The organism is Psychrilyobacter atlanticus DSM 19335 (assembly GCF_000426625.1).
Taxonomy (GTDB): domain Bacteria; phylum Fusobacteriota; class Fusobacteriia; order Fusobacteriales; family Fusobacteriaceae; genus Psychrilyobacter; species Psychrilyobacter atlanticus.
This window is the reverse complement of the sequence record NZ_KE384547.1, coordinates 1,981,557-2,006,215: the sequence shown is the minus strand read 5'-3', so window position 1 is coordinate 2,006,215 and position 24,659 is coordinate 1,981,557. Positions and strand designations below refer to the sequence as shown.

Annotated in this window: 24 protein-coding genes and 1 riboswitch; of the genes, 20 read left to right on the top strand and 4 right to left on the bottom strand. The window is 32.2% G+C overall.

Annotated features, from left to right (window positions below; genetic code table 11):
- Positions 1 to 33: 33 nt before the first annotated feature.
- The 4 genes from K337_RS0110085 to K337_RS0110070 form a co-directional block, all read right to left on the bottom strand.
- Positions 34 to 1,203, bottom strand: a complete 1,170-nt coding sequence (locus K337_RS0110085; protein ID WP_156877357.1) for a trans-sulfuration enzyme family protein — start codon at positions 1,201 to 1,203, stop codon at positions 34 to 36.
- A 25-nt stretch (positions 1,204 to 1,228) separates the two neighbouring features.
- The gene (locus tag K337_RS0110080; RefSeq protein ID WP_037029322.1) at positions 1,229 to 2,311 is read right to left on the bottom strand and encodes a M42 family metallopeptidase; all 1,083 of its coding nucleotides are present in this window, start codon (positions 2,309 to 2,311) and stop codon (positions 1,229 to 1,231) included.
- Positions 2,312 to 2,519: 208 nt separating this feature from the next.
- The gene (locus K337_RS0110075) at positions 2,520 to 4,310 is read right to left on the bottom strand and encodes an ABC transporter substrate-binding protein (protein ID WP_028856496.1); all 1,791 of its coding nucleotides are present in this window, start codon (positions 4,308 to 4,310) and stop codon (positions 2,520 to 2,522) included.
- Between the two features lie 67 nt (positions 4,311 to 4,377).
- A complete protein-coding gene (locus K337_RS0110070) occupies positions 4,378 to 5,076 on the bottom strand; it encodes a FadR/GntR family transcriptional regulator (RefSeq protein WP_028856495.1) in 699 nt (232 codons plus the stop codon).
- Between the two features lie 345 nt (positions 5,077 to 5,421).
- On the opposite strand from K337_RS0110070, the gene K337_RS0110065 reads away from it, so the two are divergent.
- The 20 genes from K337_RS0110065 to K337_RS0109960 all read left to right on the top strand — a co-directional run bounded on the left by K337_RS0110065 (position 5,422) and on the right by K337_RS0109960 (position 24,641).
- Positions 5,422 to 6,297, top strand: a complete 876-nt coding sequence (locus tag K337_RS0110065; RefSeq protein WP_028856494.1) for an ROK family protein — start codon at positions 5,422 to 5,424, stop codon at positions 6,295 to 6,297.
- A gap of 20 nt (positions 6,298 to 6,317) precedes the next feature.
- Positions 6,318 to 6,482, top strand: coding sequence for a helix-turn-helix domain-containing protein (locus K337_RS19875; RefSeq protein WP_156877356.1), 165 nt, complete (start codon positions 6,318 to 6,320; stop codon positions 6,480 to 6,482).
- A 257-nt stretch (positions 6,483 to 6,739) separates the two neighbouring features.
- The gene (locus K337_RS20270; protein WP_051251706.1) at positions 6,740 to 9,091 is read left to right on the top strand and encodes an AAA family ATPase; all 2,352 of its coding nucleotides are present in this window, start codon (positions 6,740 to 6,742) and stop codon (positions 9,089 to 9,091) included.
- Positions 9,084 to 10,322 (top strand): McrC family protein, encoded by a 1,239-nt coding sequence (locus tag K337_RS0110050; RefSeq protein WP_028856493.1) that lies wholly within the window; start codon positions 9,084 to 9,086, stop codon positions 10,320 to 10,322. The genes K337_RS20270 and K337_RS0110050 overlap by 8 nt, the downstream gene beginning before the upstream one ends.
- A gap of 208 nt (positions 10,323 to 10,530) precedes the next feature.
- A complete protein-coding gene (locus K337_RS0110040; protein WP_028856492.1) occupies positions 10,531 to 11,643 on the top strand; it encodes an MFS transporter in 1,113 nt (370 codons plus the stop codon).
- Between the two features lie 29 nt (positions 11,644 to 11,672).
- Positions 11,673 to 12,077, top strand: a complete 405-nt coding sequence (locus tag K337_RS0110035) for a hypothetical protein (RefSeq protein WP_028856491.1) — start codon at positions 11,673 to 11,675, stop codon at positions 12,075 to 12,077.
- Positions 12,078 to 12,334: 257 nt separating this feature from the next.
- On the top strand, positions 12,335 to 13,690 hold the full coding sequence (locus K337_RS0110030; protein WP_028856490.1) for a Na+/H+ antiporter NhaC family protein: 1,356 nt from the start codon (positions 12,335 to 12,337) through the stop codon (positions 13,688 to 13,690).
- Positions 13,691 to 13,793: 103 nt separating this feature from the next.
- A complete protein-coding gene (megL, locus tag K337_RS0110025; protein ID WP_028856489.1) occupies positions 13,794 to 14,984 on the top strand; it encodes a methionine gamma-lyase in 1,191 nt (396 codons plus the stop codon).
- A 115-nt stretch (positions 14,985 to 15,099) separates the two neighbouring features.
- Positions 15,100 to 15,507: a hypothetical protein gene (locus K337_RS19215; RefSeq protein ID WP_051251705.1), complete on the top strand. Its 408-nt coding sequence runs from the start codon at positions 15,100 to 15,102 to the stop codon at positions 15,505 to 15,507.
- A gap of 12 nt (positions 15,508 to 15,519) precedes the next feature.
- Positions 15,520 to 16,371: a PHP domain-containing protein gene (locus K337_RS0110015; RefSeq protein ID WP_028856488.1), complete on the top strand. Its 852-nt coding sequence runs from the start codon at positions 15,520 to 15,522 to the stop codon at positions 16,369 to 16,371.
- A 31-nt stretch (positions 16,372 to 16,402) separates the two neighbouring features.
- Positions 16,403 to 16,504: riboswitch (TPP riboswitch) on the top strand.
- Between the two features lie 96 nt (positions 16,505 to 16,600).
- On the top strand, positions 16,601 to 16,798 hold the full coding sequence (thiS, locus tag K337_RS0110005; RefSeq protein ID WP_028856487.1) for a sulfur carrier protein ThiS: 198 nt from the start codon (positions 16,601 to 16,603) through the stop codon (positions 16,796 to 16,798).
- A 2-nt stretch (positions 16,799 to 16,800) separates the two neighbouring features.
- Positions 16,801 to 17,571, top strand: coding sequence for a thiazole synthase (locus K337_RS0110000; RefSeq protein ID WP_028856486.1), 771 nt, complete (start codon positions 16,801 to 16,803; stop codon positions 17,569 to 17,571).
- An 8-nt stretch (positions 17,572 to 17,579) separates the two neighbouring features.
- Positions 17,580 to 18,686: a 2-iminoacetate synthase ThiH gene (gene thiH / locus K337_RS0109995; protein ID WP_028856485.1), complete on the top strand. Its 1,107-nt coding sequence runs from the start codon at positions 17,580 to 17,582 to the stop codon at positions 18,684 to 18,686.
- Positions 18,683 to 19,228 (top strand): sulfur carrier protein ThiS adenylyltransferase ThiF, encoded by a 546-nt coding sequence (gene thiF / locus K337_RS0109990; RefSeq protein WP_028856484.1) that lies wholly within the window; start codon positions 18,683 to 18,685, stop codon positions 19,226 to 19,228. Before thiH ends, thiF begins: the two co-directional genes overlap by 4 nt.
- The gene (gene thiE, locus K337_RS0109985; protein ID WP_028856483.1) at positions 19,215 to 19,844 is read left to right on the top strand and encodes a thiamine phosphate synthase; all 630 of its coding nucleotides are present in this window, start codon (positions 19,215 to 19,217) and stop codon (positions 19,842 to 19,844) included. The genes thiF and thiE overlap by 14 nt, the downstream gene beginning before the upstream one ends.
- Before the next feature lie 13 nt (positions 19,845 to 19,857).
- Positions 19,858 to 21,138, top strand: coding sequence for a phosphomethylpyrimidine synthase ThiC (gene thiC / locus K337_RS0109980; protein ID WP_037029321.1), 1,281 nt, complete (start codon positions 19,858 to 19,860; stop codon positions 21,136 to 21,138).
- Positions 21,138 to 21,509, top strand: a complete 372-nt coding sequence (locus K337_RS0109975; RefSeq protein ID WP_028856481.1) for a hypothetical protein — start codon at positions 21,138 to 21,140, stop codon at positions 21,507 to 21,509. The genes thiC and K337_RS0109975 overlap by 1 nt, the downstream gene beginning before the upstream one ends.
- Positions 21,510 to 21,851: 342 nt before the next feature.
- Positions 21,852 to 22,541, top strand: coding sequence for an amino acid ABC transporter permease (locus K337_RS0109970; RefSeq protein ID WP_028856480.1), 690 nt, complete (start codon positions 21,852 to 21,854; stop codon positions 22,539 to 22,541).
- Entirely contained in the window at positions 22,541 to 23,269 is a 729-nt protein-coding gene (locus K337_RS0109965; RefSeq protein ID WP_028856479.1) for an amino acid ABC transporter ATP-binding protein, read from the top strand. The genes K337_RS0109970 and K337_RS0109965 overlap by 1 nt, the downstream gene beginning before the upstream one ends.
- 55 nt (positions 23,270 to 23,324) lie before the next feature.
- Complete coding sequence (locus K337_RS0109960) at positions 23,325 to 24,641, top strand: YjiH family protein (RefSeq protein WP_028856478.1); 1,317 nt, start codon at positions 23,325 to 23,327, stop codon at positions 24,639 to 24,641.
- Positions 24,642 to 24,659: the final 18 nt, after the last annotated feature.

The window sequence follows — 24,659 nt, the reverse complement described above, 5'->3', positions numbered from 1 at the left end:
GTATTAATTTTATAAACTTATAAAAAGTCTATTTTAAACTTCATTTAAAGCTCTTTCTAAATCTAAGATTAACTCTCTAGAGCTTTCAAGGCCAACGGAGATTCTGATTACTCCAGGGGAAACACCCATAGATTTTATTTGATCTTCTGGCATCTCTTTTAATATAGATATTATAGGAGCATAAGCTAAACTTTCATATCCTCCCCAGCTGACTCCAATACTAAAAATTTCAAGAGTATTTATGAAATTTTTGATGCCTTTGACATTAGTATTAATTTCAAAACTCATAAGCCCTGAAAACCCTGTCATTGTTTGTTTAGCTATATTGTGTTGAGGAAATGACTCTAACCCAACATAGTTAACTTTTTTTATTTTAGGGTGTTTTTCTAAAAATAGAGCTATTTTTAGAGCATTTTCACTGTGTTGTTTTAACCTTAGTGGTAAAGTTCTTAGTCCTCTGAGTATTAACCATGCATCAAAGGGTCCTAAGACACCACCGAGGTAAGAAAACTCCTCATAAAACATCTCTTTGATATCTTTTTCCTTTCCAATGACACATCCTGCCACTACATCACTATGTCCACTTATATATTTACTAGCACTGTGTACTTCGAGATCTATTCCAATCTCCATAGGCCTTTGATAAACAAAAGTAGCCCATGTATTATCAAGGATGGTTTTTATATTTTTGGATTTTGCTAACTTTACAACTTCTTTTAAATTTTGAATGGAAAAAATTGCACTTGAAGGACTTTCAAGGTAAAAAAGTTTGGTATTTTCTTTAATTTCACTTTTAAATTCTTCAATATCATTTCCACTGATAAATGTAATTTCTACATTAAATTTTTCTTTTAAATATTTATTTAAAAAATTATTAGCTGGACCATATATATTTTTTATAGCAATAATATGATCGCCACTTTTTATATAGTGAAGGATAGCGCTTGAAATTGCAGCCATTCCCGATGAAAAAAACTTACATGCTTCTCCGCCAGCAGCAGCAGCCACTTTTTCTTCTAATATCCTTACTGTAGGGTTATTTCCCCTAGAATAAATCGGGGTGTTATATGGATCATCAAATGCTTTTGAAATCTCCTCATATGAGTCAAAAGTGAATAAGCTACTTTGGCAAATAGGAGGTGCCACTCCCATTTTGTTTCTTTTTTCTCCTGCGTGTGCAATAATAGTTTCTAAGTCTTTCATAGCAATCTCCTATGTACCTTACTTTTTATACAAATGTTTTTAAATCTTTTAAAAAATTAGAATCTAATTCTTTTATAACCTTCATAAATAGCTTTGTAGCATTTTCTAAATCATCTGTATTAATTATGCTGTTATGTGAGTGTCCATATCTTGTTGGTATTGAAATTGTAACTCCAAATGCTCCTCTTTCATTTAAGTGCATAGCACCATTATCTGTACCACCATTCATCATAATATCTAATTGGTATGGGATATTGTTTTCTTTGGCAACTTTTTTTATTAATTTAATAAGTTTTTTATTCCCAAGGGAAGTGGCGTCAAATATACAAATAGCAGGTCCTTTTCCACACTCTAAAGTGGAGTCATATTTATTAAAAGAAGGTGTATCTCCATAAGCTCCTATATCAATAGAAAAACAAATATCAGGATTAACAACCTTTGATGCTGTTTTTGCACCTCTAATACCAACTTCTTCTTGAACTGTTCCTGCAAGGAATAAATTACACGGAATATCCTTTCCTTTTAAATTTTTGATGAGCTCAGAGATAATAGCACAACCAACTCTATTATCCCAAGCTTTGGTGGCAACAAATTTTGGATTTATAAGCTTTTTGTAGGAGGACAGTGGGGTAATAGGATCACCTATTTGAACCCCAGAACCTTCTAATTCCTCCTTAGAATTAACTCCAAAATCAATATAAATATCCTGCCATTCAATTTCTTTTTTCTTTCTCAACTCTCCAACAGCTTTATGACCAAATATTCCTATATATTTATCACCATTTTCAGTTTCAACTTCAACTTCTTGAGTTAATAGCTGAGTAGGATACCACCCACCAATTGGTTTTACAAAACAAAATCCTTTTTCATCAATATAGTTAACAATAAAGCCTATTTGGTCTATGTGTGCAGCAATCATAACATTTACATCTTCTATAGCCGTATCTTTTTTTTCTTTCTCGAAAATAATGCTGCCAAGATTATCAAAATGAATATTATCCACATCATCTTTTAAGTAGTTATATAATTCTTTTCTAATTTTCTCCTCATGACCGCTTATTCCATTGATTTGAGTAAGTTTTTCAATAAATTCATAATTAAATTTCATTTTTTCCTGTATGATAAGCGTATAGGATTCCTACCACACCCTCCTCTCTTATTCATTTTAAATACCCTATAAAATATTTTTTATGGTTTCTAAGTGTAAAATATACTAATACTGTGAACTTCTTCCTCTTTTTTTCTAGATTTTCAGTATATAACTGTTAGTTATAGAATACCCTATCCTATTGTTGAGTCTTTTTATTTATATTAAATTACTTAAACTTAGCTTTTACAATTGCATATGGCCATTCCCATAATGCATTAGTTTTAAAATCTACAACTTTATTTGTATAAGCATCATAGAAATTATTTGAATACAACGGTAATATAGGTAAGCTATGGTTGACTTCTACAATCCATTTTCTCCAGTTAGCTTTATACATAGTTTTTCCTTCTGTAGTTGAAGGGTTTGAGAATCGGATACTATTAAGTAATTCTTCATTAGATCTATATCTTGAACCATTTGTTGATGCTCCCTTCCCATATGGTAAAACCCTTGTTCCAGACCAGCTAGGATATGGGTCATATTGAATACCATAAGAATCACCAAGTGTAAATGCGTGATATTTTCTTTCGCTTAAAGGTATTACTCCATCTAGATTTTTAGAGAGTACAGACCAGTCCATAGAATCTATATTAACAAAGATACCGAATTCATCTTGAATGTTTTTAGTTAAAGTAAGGTTAAGTGAATCTACCCATACAGGGGTAGTAGCTATATTTAAAGTAATTTGTTTTCCATCCCATAAATAAGCTCCATTTCCATCTTTAGTCAATTTAGCATATGCTTCATCTGTTCTAGTTGCAGCTTGATCCAGTAACTTATGGGCAATCCTAAGGTTAGCTTCTTTATCCCAATTACCGTCTGCATTTATAATATCGTAATTTGTCAATGATTTTTCAAATTTACCCTCTGTTCCTAAATTTTCTCCTTTATCATACATCATCCATAGATTTCTAGAGTAGGGTGCATTGGAAGATATTGCGTATTTTCCTAAGAAAATGTCTCTAAATTTAACTCTATTAAATTCATAAGCAAAAGCTTTTCTAACTTCTGGTAATTGCATAGGGCCGAAATCAGTATGGAAAGTAAATTGCCCTCCACCATTACGTAAATAGTTATTAGTAGATAAAGTTGGTGTTGCTAATATAGCCTCTATATCTTCTTCATTGCCAAGGTTTACAAGACCATCTACTTCTCCAGTGATTAGTTGTGTTATCTGTGTTTCACTAGGAATGTTTTGAATAATTAAGTAGTCTATACTAGCCTTATCTCCTTCAAAATTTCCTTGGTAATTTTCATTAATACCTAATTTAACGTATTGTGACTCTACATATTTTTCTATCTTATATGGACCATAACCTATTGGAGTAGATATATTAGCTTTTACCCATTGTTGAGGAGAAAGTCCTGTTTTTTCTACTCCGGCAAGTATCATCGTCGAATCTAATATAGACTGATTTTCAAAGAATATAGATGAGCCTACTGTATACATTGGATTTTTCAAGTAAAAGGTTACAGAATTCTTAGCTTCGTCTAGTTCTACTCTATCTATATACTCTGATAATCCACTTGTTCCACCAGTGGCATTTAATGCTTCTTTATCCATATAGAAATCATAAGTAAACTTGACATCTTTAGCAGTTAGTGGATCTCCATTTGAAAATGTCATCCCATTTTTAATTTCAAACTTCCAAACGTCGTCGCTTTTTTTCTTTGGATCAGATTTATAGGTCTCTTTTTTTTCCACAAAAGAAGCAATTACTAGTTCTCCTTTATCTGTAGGGGATAAAAGCCCTCCACCCCAAATTAATTTTCTAATATAACCATCATATGCTGAGTTTGTCCAACCATAATAAAAATCACCGTTAAAGTTGGCACTACCCATTATGAAAGTATTCTCTTTGGTCTTCTTTCCATTTTCAGACGTTCCATTTTTCTTTTCTTTTCCACACCCTATCATTAGTAAGAGTATTAATATTCCAAAAATAGTTTTTTTCATCAAATCCTTCCTCCTTTAATTATATTTTACCTAATTATTTTCCAGAATTAAAACTGAGTTAAACCTTCTAAGAGCTTTTCACCCCCTTATTTAATTCAGCTTTCTTTACTTGTGATATTATATTATTTAATATTTTTGTATTTATTTGTTGGGCTTTCCTAACGTCTTTATTCTTTAGTGCATAAAATAAATCTTCGTGTAAAGGTATTGTATCTGTAAATGGGTCAGCTAGGCCAAGTGGAAAATTCCAAAGTTCTACTAGGAGTTCTTTTATAGAAAAAATTACTGCACATAAGGCTTTGTTATGACAGCAAGAGTATATCTTTGTGTGAAACTCCTTATCTTCTTTATTTTGCTTTTCACCATTTTTATATTTAGTCATTATGACTTTCAATATATCTTCTATCTCTTGTATTTCACTCTCCTGAGCATTTTTTATAAATAACTTTATGACTTCTTTTTCAAGAATTTTCCTGACATGTAATAACTCTAAGATCGATTCTTTTTCTTTTTTAAAACTTATCTGTGAAGTAATCATGTTCATAGATGAATTTTTAACATATACTCCTTTACCATTTATCACTTCTAAAATATTATTAGCTTCGAGAGTTTTAACCGATTCTCTCAATGAGCTTCTACTCACTCCTAATAAGTCTGTGAGTTCTTTTTGTGATGGAAGTTTGTCCCCATCTTTTAAATCATTTTCTGTAATATATCTTTTTATAAACTCAATTATTTTAAGTTGTAATGAAACTCCTTTTAACATAATTACCCCCTTTATTTTCAAACCCTATCACCTATCCGTTAGCTTACATCTTGATTATACTTTTATTGTCTATATTTTTTCAATATGCTAATTCGGCATTACTAAATTGGTTCAACCTATTTATTTTCAACTTATTTTGTAAAGGTTTAGTGGCCTTATTTTTACAAGCTTCCGAAGAATTATAATGTTTTTTTTTAGAGAAAATAAAAATTTCAAAAAAATTTCTATTTTCCAACTTCTGTACATAGGATGACCTGTCGATTTTTTATTCAATTATTTAAAGCTTGATTTTGAATAAAAATATTAGTAATCTTTTATTAGTTCATATTTTAAGGAGGAAATTATATGTTATTAGGAGCAATAGAAGCTGGAGGAACAAAGTTTGTGTGTGCTATAGGTGATGAAAATGGAGGGGTAAGGGAAAGAGTAAGTTTTCCAACAACAACTCCAAAAGAAACTTTAGGAAAAGTGGTGAATTTTTTTAAAGGGAAAGACATAGAAGCTTTAGGAGTCGGTTCATTTGGGCCTATAGATCCTAATATTAATTCTAAAAATTATGGTTATATAACAACAACTCCTAAACCTCACTGGGGAAACTACGATATATTAGGGGAGTTAAAAAAACATTTTAAACTACCTATGGGATTTGACACCGATGTAAACGGAGCTGCTCTTGGAGAGTTAAAATGGGGAGCTGCTAAGAATTTAAAATCAGCTATGTATATTACAGTCGGGACTGGGGTAGGAGCAGGAGCTGTAGTAGAAGGAAATATGATCCATGGATTGCTGCACCCAGAGATGGGCCATATATTAATAAGGAGAGATCCTAGTGATGAATATAAAGGTAAATGTCCGTTTCATTCAGATTGTTTAGAAGGGTTAGCATCGGGGCCTGCTATTGAAGAACGATGGGGAAAAAAAGCATATGAATTACCAAAAGATCATGAAGCTTGGGACTTAGAAGCTTATTATTTAGCTCAAGCTTTAGCTAACTATATCCTAATAATATCTCCTGAAAAGATAATATTAGGTGGTGGAGTGATGAAGCAAAATCAGTTATTTCCTAAGATAAGAAAGAATGTAAAAAAAATATTAAATGGTTATATTAGTAAAAAAGAGGTTTTAGAAGGTATAGATGATTATATTGTATCTCCTGGATTAGAAGATAATGCCGGAATTTGTGGAGCACTAGCACTAGCACTAAAATCTTTAGAAAAATAAAGGGCGTAATAATATGTATATTGAAATATACCGATGTTGCCAATGTCTTGAATGTAAGTAAGAGTATGCTCTATAAATTGACCGGAGAGTTAATAGATGAAGGATGTATAGAAAAAGAAAAAAATTGTATAACTATATTGGATGAGGAGAAGTTGAAGAAGTATTATGAGGAATATCAGTATTAGGTAATATATTTCTTTAGGGAAGAAGTAAACAAAAGATATCAACGGAGATAATTAAAAGCTAGGTTATAGAGTAAACCGTAACCTGTAAACTAGACATTAAAAAAGTGTCTAAATTTACAGGTTTTTTATATGTTTGAAGTAAGGTTACAGAAATCAAAACAATTAGGATAACGAGGAAAAAAGTGATGAATACTGTATAATTGAGAAAGAAAAGAGTAGCTATGAATAGACATGAATTTTAGTAGGAGGAGAAAAAGATGGAAGAAAAAGAAAAAATCATAGGAAATATTAAATATTTAATAGAAAAATCAGAATATTTTACGAGGTTAAAAGATGAAGAATCCTTTTTATTTGAAGAGTTAAAAAAAATAAAAAAAAGTGATTTGGTCGAAGTAATGAAATATTACAAAGGTGGAGAAAAGGTAAAAAAAATTAGATATTTAGCAGCAAAATCAATATTAGAAAATGAATTAACGCAAGAAAAATTAGAAACAATAAAAATAGAAGTTAATTCGGAGTATAAAAAAAATATACTTCATGCTTGGAAAAATTTTGGATTATTATATGTTTTATTTTTCAATCCAATTAAAGAAAAAGTAAAAAATCATCTTAAAGAAATTTCAAGTTTTATATCGCCAAACTTAGAGTTGAAATTTAAAATAAAGAATATAGATTTTGATGGTTCACAAAACCAGGGGAGGTGTTCATGTTGGATAGCATTTTATAATGCAAAATATAAAAGTCAAAGTGAAGGTTATCAATATGCATTAGATTTGAATATAAAGGATTTACACTATGGTGTATATCATCATAAAACAAAAGAAAATTTTTTTGAAGAAACTTTTAATAAAGAAGAAATTAATGAAGAGTTGTTAGAAAAAATAATTAAAAACCTAAAAGAATATTCTTCTATTATATTAGAGGAAGGAAAGAAGGGGTCTGTAAATAAAAATAAAGTACCTTTAAACCAAATATTATATGGACCTCCAGGAACAGGTAAAACATATAATACTGTCAATAAAGCCTTGGAAATAATAGATAATCAATTTTATTTAGAAAATCAAAACAATAGAGAAATTTTGAAAGAAAAATTTGAAGAATATAAGGAAAATGGGCAAATTGAATTTATAACCTTTCATCAAAGTTATGGATATGAGGAATTTATAGAAGGGATAAAGGCAATTCCCTCTGGGAAAGAAGGCAACGAAACAAATGAAATGATTTATGATGTTGTTGACGGTGTATTTAAATTAATTATTAAAGAATGTATATCAAAAAATGAAGTGGAGACAAATGATATATTAATCAATGAAAATACAACAATATGGAAAATGTCATTAGGTAATTCCCAAAATGGTGAGGATAAATATTATTATGAAGAAGCGTTAAATACAGATACTATTATTATGGGCTATGGTAATAATGTAAATTTTTCAAATTGTAATTCAAAAAAAGATATAGAAAAACTTTCAGATGACCAAACTACCATTGATATGATAGATAGATTCAAACATCAAATAAAAATTGATGATATTGTCATCATTAGTGATGGGAATAGAAAATTTAAAGCTATAGTACAAGTTATAAGTGATTATTATTTTGATGGAAAATCTAATTTTAATCAAAAAAGAAAAATTAAATGGTTACAACGGTTTTCGAATTCAAAAGATGCTTTAAAAGTTAGTGATCGCTACTTTACACAAGTTACATTGAATAAACCACAAGGTATTAATAAAGATAACTTGATTAACTATTTATCAAATAAGGATATGGTAGATAATAGAGATAAAAATTATGTTTTAATTATAGATGAGGTTAACCGTGGAAATATATCGAAGATATTTGGTGAATTGATTACTCTTATAGAGGGGAGTAAAAGATTAGGAGGAAAAGAAGAATTAGAAATAACTTTACCATATAGCGGGGATAAATTTGGCGTACCTAATAACCTATATATCCTAGGAACTATGAATACTGCTGATAGGAGTATAGCTCTTATGGATACAGCTCTTAGGAGGAGATTTAATTTTGAGGAAATGATGCCTAACCCTTGTTTATTATACGATAAGAATGAAGTGTATGGTATAGAAGATGAAAATGAAGAAGTAAATATTCTTGAACTCAATAATTGGAATTTTGAAGATAAAGAACATGAATTATATTTTGATGAAGACTATGATCACGATTTATTTATAGGGCAGATAAATTTAAGACGATTACTTTATAAAATTAATCAAAGAATTGAATATCTATATGACAGAGATCATATGATTGGACACGCTTATTTTATAGGGGTAAAAACTAAAGAAGAATTAGATGATGTTATGAAAAATAAAATAATCCCTCTTTTACAAGAGTATTTCTATGATGATTGGGAGAAGATACAAATAGTATTAGGAGATCATAAAGAACAAAATAAGAATATAGGAGAAAATGAAAGATTTATTATTGCCAATAAAATGAATGAAGTAGATATACTAGGATTTGATCACGATGATATAGAAGATGAAAGTATTTCTTATATAATAAATAGTGAATTTATAGAAAATACATATATTAAAATTTACAAAAAATTAGAAAAAACGATTAAGGGAAAAAAAGATGAGTAAGCATATAACTGTAGTTTTAACAGAATATCAATTTCTTCAAACTAAAGATAAAAATGAAAAAAATTATATAGATGAAAAAACTTTTACAGAGTTAGAAAATTTTATTTTGGAAAATGAAAGTGTAGCACAATATCTAAAAATTACTATGAAAAGACCTTTTTGTAAGGTTCTACAGGCTCAAAATTATGTAGGAGTGATTCAGACTAAAAGTGGAATTACAATAGAAATTCTACCCAAGATAGCTGATGTAGAAGATGAGAAAAAAGAAAAAGAAATCTTAATTAAGATGTTAAAAACTCTAAAAAAATCACCCTTTAAAAATTTTAATACGGCAAATCTAAAGTCTACAAATATGCCTCTTTTAGAAATATTTATATCTATGTTTTTAGAAGAACTGTCAAAATTAATAAAAAAAGGTATTAAGTCAGATTACATATCAAAGTCAGAAAATTTAAAATTTATGAAGGGGAAGTTTAAGATGTCGGAGCAAATAAAACAAAATTATATACATAGGGAAAGGTTCTTTATAGAATATTGTGAGTTTTCAAATGACAGGATAGAAAACAGACTGATTAAGACAACGTTAAAGTTTTTATATAGCAAATCGAAGTCAAATGGTAATAAGAAGAGAATACGAGAATTTTTATTTATCTTTGATGAAATAAAAATATCTCATAATATTAAGATTGATTTTGATAAAGTAAAAATTAATAGACAGATAAAAGATTATGAACAGACTCTGCTTTGGAGCAAGACGTTTTTATTAGAAAATAGTTTTTCTCCGTATAAAGGCAGGGAGGTAGCTTTTGCATTATTATTTGATATGAACTTATTATTTGAAAGTTATGTGGGACAGTACCTTAAGAAAAAAGGATTAGACGTCAAGTTACAAGATAGTAAACATCACTTAGCGTATCTGAAAGGGCAAGGGAAATTTAGATTAAAACCAGATATTGTAATAAATATTAAAAAGAAAGAAAAAATAATAATAGCGGATACAAAGTGGAAAATATTAAATGAAAGTAAAACTCATAATGGGGTAAACCAAGGAGATATGTATCAGTTGTATGCCTATGGAACAAAATATGAAAATTGCAGAAACATGTATTTGATTTATCCTAAAAATAATAAAATTAATGGTGAAAAATATAATTATTTAAAAGAGAAGCAACTTAATTTAAATATTGTTTTTTTTGATTTAGTAAAAGATAAATTTAGAAGATCTATGTAGGGGGGATTCACGAATTACTTCTACAGAATAATGTGTTTTATGATATAATTGTAGTAAAAGTTAACAAAAAAACAGAAAAATCCACCAGAGGTGAAAAAAAGTCTCTAATAATGATAAAAAACTATACAATAAACTAGGTAAAATAACAACCATTTAATGGTAAAATAAAACAGAACGAACAAGAAAAGAAATCAAGGAGGAAAAATCAGTGTCGATCTACATATTATTTTATTTTACATTCTACTTTACTTTAGGGGCTAGTATGCTCTATTTCTCCCAATTTTTTGAAACTGTCCATATATCAGGAGGACAATCAGGGATGATTTTTGCTATAGGGTCATTTTTAGCTATGGCTTTTCAACCAGTTTTAGGATATATAAACGACAAGACAAAAAAATCTAAAGAAATATTGATTTTAATAACCGGAATTATTTTTATTACTTTATTTCTGATGAACTATATAAATTCATTTATGGGGATATTAATTTTATATTCCTTCTATGCAATAGCGGTCTTTTGTGAGATGCCCCTTATGGATACAGTATCTCTCACTACCCATTATGCCTTTGGAAAGATAAGGTTATGGGGTTCGATAGGGTTTGCTGTAGGAGCTTTAGTTTCGGGAAAAGTTATAGAGATGTTCGGGTCTTCTTCATTTTTATATTTAGGAGCAGCAGCTTCAATTATAACTGGGATAATTATTTTAAAAATCCCTGTGAAAATAAATAATTTACACGGTGACGATGAAAAGGTAGACTTAAAGAAGCTTTTAACTAATAAAAGATACATTGTTTTTGTAATGGTTTCCATGTTATTTTTAGGAACTAACAATGGTCACAACAGTTATTTTGCAGTTTATTTTAAAGAGATTGGCGGGTCCATGGCATTATTGGGAACAACGATTTTCTTGATGACCCTCAGTGAAGTACCTTTTATTGGTGTTTCTACAAAATTAATAAGTAAAAAAGGGGTAGAATTTGTAGTTACTTTAGCAGTGTTGTGTATGACTGTCAGATGGGGAGTATATTTCTTATTCTCAAAACCATCTGTGATAGCAGGAACTTTTTTATCCCAGGGAGCATCTGTAGGGTTGTTCTTTGCAGGAGCAAATCTATTTATTCGAAATATTGTAGAAAAAAATACTCTGGGGACGGCAATAACGGTATTTATGGCAGCTGGTTCCTTAGGAGGAATGTTTGTTCAATATATTTCAGGTGTGATCATAGAGCAATATGGAGCAGTTTATATCTATGGATTTTTTACAGTGCTGGCATTTGCAGCCTTGATATTGATGTTTTTAGGAAAAAAATTAAAGAACTAAAAAAATAGAATAAAAAGGAGATTGTAGTTATGGCAAGAGGATACGATGAGGCAAAGGACAGAAAAAATAAGGTATCATTATTTGGAAAAACATTGGTAAGAAGATCTAAATCAACATGTGAGTTATGTGGTGAAACAGGTCAGAAATTAAATATATTTGAGGTTGGAAAGATAGAGGTAGAACCGGATTATGATAGGTGTATCCATATCTGTGATACATGTATGGACACGATAGATCGGTTAAAAAAAGCCGATGAAAATGATCTGAGGTTTTTAAATCACGCTATTTGGAGTGAGGTAAACATAGTAAAGGCTACAGCAATAGATCTTATAAAACAAATCGAAGGAAAATACTCTTGGATAGATGACCTATTGGATATGGTCTATATGGATGAGGAGTTAGAAGAGATAGTTGAAAAGATAAGCAAGAAGTAAAAATAAAAAAGTTTCTTTATAAAAATGAGGTGTTTATCCATTTTTGGATAGCACCTTTTTTTCTTATAAAGTATTAAAAAAATCATACAAAACATTGCTTCAGTTCTAAAATGGTTCTTTTGGTTCAGAAACAAGAATAAATATTTTGTTATATAGAAAAAGTGTTGTATAAACATAAGGTGCAGAAATAGTATAAAAACTATATAAGTTATACTGGGTTTATTGTATATTAAAAAATGAAAAATTGGAGGGAGAAAATGAAACAAGAAAACGTTAAAGCAAGTTTTAAAGGGTTGGTACCATTTTTTGTTTTTATTGGAATTTATTTAGGAAGCGGATTGATGTTGCAGTCTCAGGGGGTAGAATTAGCATTTTATCAACTGCCTGCTCCTATAGCAGCTTTTGCTGGAATCGTAACTGCTTTTATTCTTTTTAAAGGCACGATCAACGAAAAATTTAGTACTTTTGTCAAGGGATGCGGTCATCAGGATATAATAATAATGTGTATAATATATCTTCTTGCCGGAGCATTTGCTGGAGTATCTAAGGCCATGGGAGGAGTAGATTCTACTGTTAATTTAGGACTTACTTATATACCGGCACAATATATTGCAGCCGGGTTATTTATCATCGCCGGATTTATTTCTACAGCTACAGGAACTTCTGTAGGTGCTATTGTTGCCATTGCTCCAATTGCTGTGGGATTAGCTGAAAAAGGGGGACTTTCCCTTCCACTAGTGCTCTCTGCTGTTATGGGAGGAGCTATGTTTGGAGATAACCTTTCAATAATTTCAGATACTACAATTGCAGCTACCAGGACTCAAGGTGTAGAGATGAAGGATAAGTTTAGAGTTAATATTTTAATTACTGCTCCTGCAGCTATTATTACAATTATACTTCTAATTATTTTTGGAAGACCTGAAATTTTACCTGAGGTTCAAAACTATGACTTTAGTCTGATTAAAATTTTGCCATATCTCTTTGTACTTGGATTTTCTTTGATTGGAATGAATGTTTTCCTAGTTTTAACCGGGGGAATTGCTCTTTCTGGAGTAATCGGTCTTATTTATGGAGATTTTACTGTCCTCACTTTTTCAAAAGAAATTTATAATGGATTTGTAGGAATGAATGAGATCTTTCTCCTTTCATTTCTTACAGGTGGTTTAGCTGCTATGGTTACTAAAGCTGGTGGAATTCAGTGGCTCCTTGAAAAAATACAAAAGAGTATCAGGGGACCAAAAACAGCTCAATTAGGAATCGGGGCATTGGTGGGACTTACAGATATGGCTGTAGCTAATAATACAGTTGCAATAATTATAAATGGTTCCATAGCTAAAAAACTCTGTAGAAAGTATGAAGTTGACCCGAGAAAAAGTGCCGCTATATTGGATATTTTTTCTTGTATAGCTCAGGGTTTTATCCCTTATGGAGCTCAAATGCTGATTTTAGTAGGTTTTGCAGGGGGGAAAGTAACACCGTTGGAAGTTATGCCTCTATTGTGGTATCAGCAATTATTGTTATTAGCTGTTATAGTTTCAGTTCATATACCGTTTGCTGATGGTCTTATGAGAAAAAAACCATGGGTATGGGAAGTTGATACAGAAAATCTCTAAAAGTGTTCTTTAAAATAATATTTTTTCTAAAAAAATATTGTGTTTTAGAAAAAAATGTTATATACATGGAGTAGAAACATTTTAAAATTTAAGGGGGCTTAAAATGAAAGGGATTCAAGAAAAAGGATTTGGAACAAAGGCAATACATGGAGGAGCAGAAAAAAATCCATTTGGAACATTAACTACACCGATATACCAAAGTTCTACATTTGTATTTGATAGTGCAGAACAAGGTGGTAAAAGGTTTGCTTTAGAAGAAGCAGGATATATTTATTCAAGATTAGGAAACCCTACATCAAGTGTTGTAGAAGGAAAATTAGCATTATTAGAGGGAGCAGAAGCGGCGTTAGCAACTAGTTCAGGAATGGGAGCTATCTCATCTACTATGTGGACATTGCTTAAAGCTGGGGATCATTTATTAGCTGACAAAACTTTATATGGGTGTACATATGCTTTCTTGTGTCATGGATTAACTAAATTTGGAATCGATGTAGAATTTGTTGATACTTCTGATTTAGAAGCTGTGAAAAAAGCTATGAAACCTAATACTAGAATAGTTTATTTAGAAACACCGGCAAATCCTAACTTAAAAGTTGTGGATGTAACAGCTGTTTGTGAGATAGCTCATAAAAATGAAGGAACTAAGGTAGTAGTAGACAATACATTTGCAACACCATACCTTCAAAATCCTATAAAATTAGGTGCTGACTTAGTAGTTCATTCAGCAACTAAATACTTAAATGGTCATGGAGACGTAGTAGCAGGATTTGTAGCAGGAGATTTAGAAACAGTAACTCAAATAAGATTAATAGGTGTAAAGGATATGACTGGTTCAGTTCTTAGTCCGCAAGACGCTTTTCTTATGATAAGAGGAATGAAGACTTTAGAGCTTAGAATGGAAAGACATTGCAGTAATGCATATGACATAGCTAGATTCTTAGATGATCATCCTATGATAGAAAAGGTATATTATCCAGGGCTTGAATCTCATGAAGGACACGAGATTGCAAAGGAGCAAATGAATGGATTTGGTGGAATAATAGCATTTGACGTAAAGGGTGGAATAGAAGCTGGGAAGAAATTATTAAATAGCTTGGAGTTATGTACTTTGGCAGTAAGTTTAGGAGATACAGAAACATTGATCCAGCATCCGGCATCGATGACACATTCTCCATATACTAGAGAAGAGAGATTAGCATCAGGAATTACAGATGGATTAGTTAGAATATCTGTAGGTTTAGAAGGTGTAAATGATATTATAGATGATTTAAAGCAGGGATTGGAAAAGTTATAGAACATATAAAATAGCGGGGATCTATCTTCGCTATTTTTTTATTAACACTAAAGTTTTTATGTTGTTTATGATATAATAACAGGTGGAAATAAGAAAATAAAAAGGAGATAGGATCATGGCTAAATGGACAGGAAGAAGTAAAGGAAGAAAAAACAATGTAGCAGAATTTGGAAAAGAATTGGTAAGAAGATCAAAATCAACCTGTGAACTATGTGGAGAATCTGGAAGGAGTCTCAGTGTATACGAAGTTGGAAAAACTGAGGAAGATGCTGACTTAGAGAGGTGTGTCCATGTATGTGATGAATGTAAAAATACAATGAAAAGATTAAATAAAGCTGGTGAGAATGATCTGAGATTTTTAAATCATGCAATTTGGAGTGAAGAAACTACAGTAAAAGCTACAGCACTTCATATTATTTCTGAGATAGAGAATAGAAATAGGTATTCATGGATCGATGATCTGGTGGATATGGTTTATATAGATAATGAATTAAAAGAAATATGCGAAAGGATGAAACATTAAAAAGGAGGACTCATGATAGATTTACATATGCATTCTACATTTTCAGATGGGACACTGACTCCTACACAGCTGATAGAACGAGCTAAACAAAATAATATAGAGGTCATGGCTATTACCGATCATGATAATGTAGATGGACTGAAAGAGGGAAGAATAGAGGCAGAAAAAAAAGGTATAACATTTATAAATGGAATAGAGGTTTCAGCTAATTTTTTGAATAAAGACATCCATATACTGGGGTATTTTTTAAATTTAGAGGATGAAGAATTTTTGGAATGGCTAAAAAATCTTCAAGAGAAAAGACAGAATAGAACCTTGGAGATACTGAAAAAATTAGCTGATTTAGGAATAGATATAAGTTTATCCGAAGTAGAAGGGGAAGTTCTTGGGAATGTAATCGGACGGCCTCATATAGCTAAGATAATAATAAAAAAAGGTTTTGCAGTTACCATGGATCAAGTATTTGACAGGTATTTGGGAGACGGAAAACCTGCATACGTTCCCAAGGTAGGGGTTGATATGGTGGAAGTAGTAAAAAAATTAAAAGCCAATGGAGCTGTAGTTATCTTGGCTCACCCACATCTGATATCCCATCCAGATGATACAGTGATAAATATAATAGATAATTTGATAAAAAATGGATTGGACGGGCTGGAACTGTATTATCCTAATATAGCTCTGAGAAAAAAAAATAAACTTATGAAGATAGCTAAAAAAAGAGATCTTATCTTAACTGGAGGTTCTGATTTTCATGGACTTCACAGGGCAGGGATAGACATAGGGCTAGGAAATATTTCTACAGAAGTGTTTCAAAAAATGGTAGAAAAAAAAGAAAAGATTGACAAAAACAGAAAAAATATATAAACTAAAATTGAATCAAGAAAGAGACAATCGAATAGACAGCTAGGGGAGCCATGTGGCTGAGAAGTATAAAATTACTGACCCTTTGAACCTGAATCTAGTTAACACTAGCGTAGGAAAGCGGAGTTTTTTTATAAAATTTATAGTAAGTTATATTTTTTTAGAGAACAATCATAACCGTATACCTGTGGGTATACGGTTTTTTTATTACATAAAGACTAAAGGGGGATAGATGGAGATAACTTTAAACGGTGAGGTAAAAAAAGTAGAAGCAGAAAATATCCATGATCTGGTAAAAAGTTTAGGGCTGGATAGTGATGGTGTGGTGATTTTACACAACGATGAGGTCGTAAAAAAGAACCTTTGGTCGAGAAGTAATTTGAATTTAAGAGATAGCGTAGAAGTATTATATTTTGTATCAGGGGGATAGAGATGGATAAATTAATATTAGGCGGAGTGGAATTTAAAAGCAGATTGTTGACAGGAACAGGCAAGTTTTCTTCTAAAGATGAGATACCAAAGATGCTAGAGGCCAGCCAGTCACAGATAATAACCATGGCTCTTAGAAGGGTAAATTTAAATAATAGTGATGAAAATATATTGAATTATATTCCTAAAGACATTACTCTACTGCCCAATACATCAGGGGCTAGAAATGCAGAGGAAGCCATAAAGATTGCAAGGATAGCAAGAGCTGCAGGATGTGGTGATTTTATTAAGATAGAGGTAATAAATGATATGAAATATTTAATGCCGGATAATGCGGAGACTATTAAGGCAACGAAGGTTCTGGCAGGTGAAGGGTTTATAGTATTACCGTATATGACTCCAGATCTAATAGCTGGACAGAGATTAAAGGAAGCTGGAGCAGCAGCAGTAATGCCTTTGGGGTCACCTATAGGATCAAATCGTGGGATAGAAACTAAGGCAATGATTGAGATAATGATAGAAAATATAGATCTTCCAATCATCGTGGATGCAGGGATCGGGAAACCATCCCAGGCAGCAGAAGCTATGGAGATGGGAGCAGCAGCAGTACTTGTAAACACTGCAATAGCGTGCTCTCCTAACCCAGCTGAGATGGGAGAAGCTTTTGCATTGGCAGTAAAAGCAGGAAGGATGGCATACAAAGCTAGGATGGCAGAGGAAAGCAGATATGCCAATGCATCGTCACCACTGACAGGTTTTTTACATAATAATTAGGAGGAAAGATGTCATTTTATAAAGAAGTAGAAAAATTCAAAGATTTTGATATGGAAAAATATATGGATGAACTTACCCATGAAGAGATAAAAAGATCTATAAAAAAAGATAAATTAACTAAGTTTGATTTTTTAAATTTGTTATCTCCTAAGGCCAAGGATCATCTGGAGGAGATGGCAAAGGAAGCCCAGAGGAGGAGTGTCCAGCAGTTTGGAAAGATAATAAGTCTGTATATCCCCATGTATATTTCAAACTACTGTACCAATGAATGCACCTATTGCGGATTCAATAAAAACAATAAGATTGATAGAAAACACCTTAAATTAAATGAGATACAAGCTGAAGCTATAGAGATCGCCAAAACAGGGATAAGACATATCCTCCTTTTAACAGGGGAAGCCGAAGGGTTAGTGGGAGTAGATTATATAGAGGATGCAGTTAAAATATTGAAAAAGCATTTTGATTCTGTAGTGGTAGAGATATACCCATTGGAGACAGAAGAATACAGGAGGTTAGGTAATATTGGAGTTGACGGACTGACTATATACCAGGAAGTTTATGATGAAAAAATCTATAAAAGTGTACATCTGGGAGGAAAAAAATCAGATTATATGTGGAGGCTGGAAACACCTGAAAGGGGAGCTAAAGCAGGACTTAGAAGTATAAATATCGGGACCTTATTTGGATTGGGAGATTTGGTAGAGGAAGCTTATCTATCGGGACTTCATGCTGAATATCTTACAGATAAATATTTAAACAGTGAGTTTTCTATCTCACTGCCTCGTATAAATGAAGCAGAGGGTGGTTATAAGAGTAAATATATCTTAGATGACGCAAGTTTTGTTCAGTTTGTTTTGGCTTATAGACTATTTCTTCCTAAAGCAGGGATAAATATATCTACCAGAGAGGTTGCGGAGTTCAGGGATAACCTGATTGGATTGGGAGTGACTAAATTTTCAGCAGGATCCAAAACCAATGTAGGAGCATATAGTGATATGGAAAAATCAACACCACAATTTGAAATTTCAGACAACAGAAGTGTGGAGGAGACAGAAAGTGCCATAAGAGAAAGGGGTTATCAGGTAGTTCATAAAGACTGGGAGCTGATTGTATGAAGATAGGTATTTTAGGAGCTGGAGGGATAGGATCAAATGTAGCAGTTAATTTAGTAAGAAGCGGGGTATCGAACCTTAAGATAGCTGACTTTGACAGGATAGAGAATTCTAATCTCAACAGACAGTTTTATTTTCATGATCAGATTGGAAAATCTAAAGTAGAAGCATTGAGGGAAAATTTAACGAGGATAGCACCAAACTTAGAGATTGAAATCATAGATAAAAAAATTGAAAAAAATAATATAAAAGATCTATTTTTTGACTGCGATATCCTGGTAGAAGCCTTTGATAAGAAGGAGTATAAGACTCTATTAGTAGAGGAGTTTTATGATTCTAATAAACTTATTGTTTCAGCCTCTGGGATAGCACATCATGATACCGACAATATACATACTAAAAAATTTGGTGAAAATCTATATGTGGTTGGAGATTTTAAAAAGGGGATCGATAAATATAAAACCTACTCTCCTAAGGTTTTGATAGTAGCTTCTATAATGGCTAATCTTGTGATGAATAAGGGAGGATATTATGAAAAAAACTAAAGGGACTATACCTCATGGAATATACGGGATCACAGGGGAGAAGTTTGCCAATGGAAGGTCTAATATAGAGTGTGTGAGATCTATGATTGATGGTGGAATAAAGATAATCCAATACAGGGAGAAGGAAAAATCTATAAAGGAAAAGGTAGAAGAGATTATAGAAATAAGAAGATTATGCCTTGAAAATAATGTTATTTTTATAGTCAACGACCATGTAGATATAGCAATTTTAGTAGATGCAGACGGGGTTCACGTAGGGCAGGATGATATGGAGATATCTCATGTAAGAAAGTTAATTGGAAAAGATAAGATAATAGGAAGATCTACCCATTGTCTGGAGCACGCCAAGAAAGCTGTGGCAGATGGAGCTGATTATATTGGGGTAGGACCTATATTTAAGACAACTACGAAGGAAAAAGATCCTGTAGGACTGGAATATTTAGAAGAAGTTATAAAAAATATAGATCTGCCTTTTGTAGCAATTGGTGGGATAAAAGAGAGTAATGTAGAGGAAGTAAAAAGGTTGGGAGCTGCCAGTATATGTATGGTCAGTGAGATAGTAGGAGCAGAAAATATTGTAGAAAAGATTAAAAAATTAAATGAAATAATAGATTAAATAGGGGGGCAAGATGAATAATTATACAACACAGATGAATGCAGCTAAAAAAGGAATAATAACAAAGGAAATGAGGGATGTATTGGCATCTGAAACTATAGATGAAAAGACATTACTTAAAAAGATGAGTGAGGGAAAGATCGTAATACCTGCAAATAAAAATCATAAATCTCTTAGAGGAATAGCTGTTGGAGAAGGTCTAAAAACTAAGGTAAATGTAAACTTAGGAGTATCGGAAGATTCATATGATTTAGACTTAGAATTTGAAAAGGTAAAAAAAGCATTGGAATATAAGGCAGATGCAATTATGGATCTTAGTATCTTTGGAGCTACCAACGAATTTAGAACTAAATTAGTAGAATATTCTGACGTTATGTTAGGAACTGTGCCTATGTATGATGCAGTAGCAAAATATGGGAAAAATATAAAAGATATGACAGTAGATGACCTCTTCGAAGTAGTGGAAGAGCATGCAAAAAATGGGATAGATTTCTTGACTATCCATGCAGGCTTAAACCAAGTATGTGCAGAAAGAGTAGATAACAACCCTAGATTAACTAAAGTTGTAAGTCGTGGAGGAGCTATCTTATATGAATGGATGAAATTAAATAAAAAAGAAAACCCATTCTATGAACACTATGACAGACTGCTTGATATATGTGTAGAGCACGATGTAACTCTTAGTTTAGGAGATGGACTTAGACCTGGAAGTATAAAAGATGCAACAGATGCTCCTCAAATTCAAGAGTTATTATTTTTAGGAGAGTTGACAAAAAAAGCATGGGCAAGAGATGTACAGGTAATGATAGAGGGACCTGGACATGTTCCATTACATGAGATAGCTGCTAATATGCAATTGGAAAAAAAATTATGTCATGGAGCGCCATTTTATGTATTGGGGCCTCTTGTTACTGATATTGCGCCAGGATACGATCATATAACTTCAGCGATTGGAGGAGCATTGGCAGCTGCCAGTGGAGCGGATTTTCTTTGTTATGTAACACCAGCAGAACACCTTAGATTACCGGATTTAGATGATATGAAAGAGGGAATAATCGCTTCTAGGATCGCGGCTCATGCAGGGGATATAGCTAAACAAATTCCCGGGGCAATAGAGTGGGATAATGCTATGAGTAAAGCCCGTGGAGAATTAAACTGGGATAATATGTTAGAACTATGCATCGACCCTGTAAAAGCAAAGGCATATAGAAAATCATCTCAACCAATAGATGGGGAAACTTGTACTATGTGTGGGGACCTGTGCCCTATAAAAAGAACTAAAGACCTTGCATAATGAAAGTTTTGGACGAAGATGATTTTAAACGAGATGAGTTTAAAATAAAATTTGTTGGAAAGATAGATAATTTTTTTATTTTAAACTCCATGCTGGAAGATCTAAATATTAGTTCAAAGGATGAAAAAGAACTTATTTTAAATGTTTTTTTTAGAAGGCCTAAAAAATTGTTGGATAGATTGTTAGATATAATAGACCTTTTAAAGGGTAATTATTCCTTTGAGATATATTCTCCTGACTATAGATTTAAATTCGTAGATTTCTATGGAGAAGCCGTATTTGATTCTGGAGACAAGAAAAAAAAAGGGAAATTTATAATAGATGATGGTGTCAGAACCCATGAAATATCAAGGTTTGAGAGGATCGTATAAATAAAATAGAAAAATATTTTAAAATAAAAGTTGACCAAATTAAATAAATCATGATAGTATTTCTTTAAATAAATTAGAGCAAAAAATTCAAAAAGGAGGTTTCGCCATGTTAATGAACAGCAGGATAAGGGAAAGAAAATTACACCCAACTAAATTTATAAACAGGCTGATCTTCGGATAGACTTTTTGCAAAGATTAGAGATAGTAACATTATGTCTCTATGAGTATATTAAGTATTGAAATTTTAGCCGTCAACTATGACGGCTTTTTTTATCCCAGGAGATGTAGTATAACTACGTGTTTTGGGATTTTTTTTATGAATAAATAAGGAGGAAAGGAAAAATGGCATATTTAGAAACACTTAAGGGAATATTTATAGACGGGGACAGATATATGTATATCCTGAAAGGGTTATTGTTTTCCATCAATGTAACAATTTTAGCAGCAATAATTGGAATAGTATTAGGAGTAGTACTCGCACTCTGCAGACTGAGTCACTTCTACCCATTTAAAAATAAATTTAATCCATTATCTCAGGGAGCGCTCATCTATGTAGATCTAATTCGTGGAACACCAGCTGTGGTACAACTGATGGTTTTAGCCAATGTAATATTTGTGGGATCTCTGAGAGATGTACCAATCTTAGTGGTAGCAGGGTTAGCCTTTGGATTAAACAGTGCAGCATATGTAGCAGAGATTATAAGAGCAGGAATAGAAGGGTTAGATAAGGGACAGAGTGAAGCAGCCAGAGCATTGGGGATGAATTATCTAACTACTATGAAGGAAGTTATAGTACCTCAGGCAGTGAGAAAGATACTCCCGACATTGGTAAGTGAATTTATATCACTATTGAAGGAAACATCTATAGTTGGATTTATCGGTGGGGTAGATTTACTGCGTTCGGCAAATATAATAACCAGTCAGACATATAGAGGGGTAGAACCACTTATAGCGGTTGGAGTTATCTACCTGATACTGACAAGTTTATTTACTAAATTTATGAGAAAAATCGAGGAGAAGGTGAAAAACTAATGATTAAAATAGAAAATTTATATAAAAGTTATGGTGACCTGGAGGTAATAAAGGGGATAAGTAAAAATATAGATAAGGGAGAAGTTGTAGCAGTGATAGGACCTTCTGGATCTGGGAAATCTACATTTTTAAGATGTATCAACATGATGGAGGAGATAACTTCAGGAAAGGTAGTTGTACAGGGGAAAGATCTTACAGATCCCAAGGTGAATATAAATAAAGTCAGACAAAATGTAGGGATGGTATTTCAGCACTTTAACTTATTTCCTCATAAGACAGTATTAGAAAACCTTATGCTGGCACCTATGAAGGTGAAAAAGATGAAAAAAACAGAGATTATGGAAAAATCAAAAACCTTATTAAAAAAAGTAGGACTGGAAGATAAGGCAGATGTATATCCCGATTCTCTTTCAGGAGGGCAGAAACAAAGGATTGCAATAGCTAGAGCGTTAGCTATGGAGCCAGATGTACTTTTATTTGATGAACCAACATCGGCACTGGATCCTGAGATGGTAAGAGAAGTACTGGATGTAATTAGAGATTTAGTAAAATCTGGTATGACTATGATAGTTGTAACTCATGAGATGGGCTTTGCCAAGAGTGTAGCCAATAGAGTATTCTTTATGGATTATGGAGTTGTTTTGGAGGATGCTAGTCCCAAGGAGTTATTTGAAGCTCCTACCCATGAAAGAACCAAAGAATTTTTAGACAAGGTATTAAATCATTAAAATTTACTTTTAAACAGTAAAAATACATAAAAAAAAAGAAGAAAGAGGAGAAAAAATGAAAAAGAGTTTAAAATTTATATTACCATCGCTATTAGGGATAGCACTATTTATCCTGCCGATAACATTCAATGGAACTACAACTGTGTTTTTAGGGCATGCCAATGGTTTTGTAAAGAATAATATTAAGGATCAGGTATTATTTTACGGGATGTTGATATCAGTCATAACGATTATCCTTAGTATACTGGGAAGTTTAGTAAAACCTAAATTTATTGAAGACAATGAGATGTTAGATTCTATGTTTAATATGAGTTTAGGAGGATTAGTAGTAAGAGTCGTAGGTGCTTTATTTTATATCATGGTTTACTTTAAGGTTGGACCTGAGATGGTTATTGGAGAATATACAGGTGGGCTGGTAGTAAATGATTTTATCGGGTCATTGTTAGTAACATTTACAGTTGGAAATTTAATACTGCCATTTCTTTTAGATTTTGGATTATTGGAATTCTTGGGGAACTTATCCAAACCAATTATGAGAACTTTATTTAAGGTACCGGGAAGAAGTGCTGTAGATGCTATCACTTCATTTGTAGGAGATGGAACCTTGGGAATATTAGTTACCGATGAACAGCATGCCAAGGGATATTATACCAAGAGGGAAGCTATTATAATCTCGACTTGTTTTTCAGTGGTAGGGATATCATTTACTTCTTTTGTAGCAGAGGAGCTGGGATTTTCAGAAAGATTTCCATTATTTTATGGGACGATAATTATGACCTGTATCCTGGTAGCAATGATAATAGCAAGATTACCAATAATGAAAAGGTACCCAGATGAATATATGAAAGGGGTAGGGAAACAAATATCAGAAGAAGGAGCTCAGGTAGATCTAAAGGTAGCATATGCCACAGCAGTAAAAAAAGCTGAGGGTGGAAACATAGCTTCATTTAGTAAGATGCTGCCCGCAATAGTAAATATCCATATGACATTTATCCCAACAATAGTTTTCGTAGGAACATTGGGATTGATCACAGCAGAACATACACAGATATTTAATTATATAGCAATGCCTATAATACCTTTATTTAAAGCTTTAAATATTCCAGATGCAGCTCTAGTAGCTAAGGCATCTCTAGTAGGGTTTACAGATATGTATCTACCGACAATTTTTATAAAAGGTTCAGAACATGAGATATCTAGATTTATAGTTGGAACTCTATCATTTACACAGTTGATATTTATGGCAGAAACTGGATCGATCTTATTGAAGACAAAGATGAAATTTAATATATTGGAAGTAGCTGGTTTTTTCTTACTTAGAACAGCTCTTAGTTTACCGATCATAATAATAGTGGCAAAATTATTTGTTTAGATTAAAAGGAGGAATAAA

Coding starts and splice junctions, on each gene's coding strand:
- K337_RS0110085 (WP_156877357.1), bottom strand. CDS start 1,203: ATGAAAGACTTAGAAACTATTATTGCACACGCAGGAGAAAAAAGAAAC.
- K337_RS0110080 (WP_037029322.1), bottom strand. CDS start 2,311: ATGAAATTTAATTATGAATTTATTGAAAAACTTACTCAAATCAATGGA.
- K337_RS0110075 (WP_028856496.1), bottom strand. CDS start 4,310: ATGAAAAAAACTATTTTTGGAATATTAATACTCTTACTAATGATAGGG.
- K337_RS0110070 (WP_028856495.1), bottom strand. CDS start 5,076: ATGTTAAAAGGAGTTTCATTACAACTTAAAATAATTGAGTTTATAAAA.
- K337_RS0110065 (WP_028856494.1), top strand. CDS start 5,422: ATGTTATTAGGAGCAATAGAAGCTGGAGGAACAAAGTTTGTGTGTGCT.
- K337_RS20270 (WP_051251706.1), top strand. CDS start 6,740: ATGGAAGAAAAAGAAAAAATCATAGGAAATATTAAATATTTAATAGAA.
- K337_RS0110050 (WP_028856493.1), top strand. CDS start 9,084: ATGAGTAAGCATATAACTGTAGTTTTAACAGAATATCAATTTCTTCAA.
- K337_RS0110035 (WP_028856491.1), top strand. CDS start 11,673: ATGGCAAGAGGATACGATGAGGCAAAGGACAGAAAAAATAAGGTATCA.
- K337_RS0110030 (WP_028856490.1), top strand. CDS start 12,335: ATGAAACAAGAAAACGTTAAAGCAAGTTTTAAAGGGTTGGTACCATTT.
- megL (WP_028856489.1), top strand. CDS start 13,794: ATGAAAGGGATTCAAGAAAAAGGATTTGGAACAAAGGCAATACATGGA.
- K337_RS19215 (WP_051251705.1), top strand. CDS start 15,100: ATGGCTAAATGGACAGGAAGAAGTAAAGGAAGAAAAAACAATGTAGCA.
- K337_RS0110015 (WP_028856488.1), top strand. CDS start 15,520: ATGATAGATTTACATATGCATTCTACATTTTCAGATGGGACACTGACT.
- thiS (WP_028856487.1), top strand. CDS start 16,601: ATGGAGATAACTTTAAACGGTGAGGTAAAAAAAGTAGAAGCAGAAAAT.
- K337_RS0110000 (WP_028856486.1), top strand. CDS start 16,801: ATGGATAAATTAATATTAGGCGGAGTGGAATTTAAAAGCAGATTGTTG.
- thiH (WP_028856485.1), top strand. CDS start 17,580: ATGTCATTTTATAAAGAAGTAGAAAAATTCAAAGATTTTGATATGGAA.
- thiF (WP_028856484.1), top strand. CDS start 18,683: ATGAAGATAGGTATTTTAGGAGCTGGAGGGATAGGATCAAATGTAGCA.
- thiE (WP_028856483.1), top strand. CDS start 19,215: ATGAAAAAAACTAAAGGGACTATACCTCATGGAATATACGGGATCACA.
- thiC (WP_037029321.1), top strand. CDS start 19,858: ATGAATAATTATACAACACAGATGAATGCAGCTAAAAAAGGAATAATA.
- K337_RS0109975 (WP_028856481.1), top strand. CDS start 21,138: ATGAAAGTTTTGGACGAAGATGATTTTAAACGAGATGAGTTTAAAATA.
- K337_RS0109970 (WP_028856480.1), top strand. CDS start 21,852: ATGGCATATTTAGAAACACTTAAGGGAATATTTATAGACGGGGACAGA.
- K337_RS0109965 (WP_028856479.1), top strand. CDS start 22,541: ATGATTAAAATAGAAAATTTATATAAAAGTTATGGTGACCTGGAGGTA.
- K337_RS0109960 (WP_028856478.1), top strand. CDS start 23,325: ATGAAAAAGAGTTTAAAATTTATATTACCATCGCTATTAGGGATAGCA.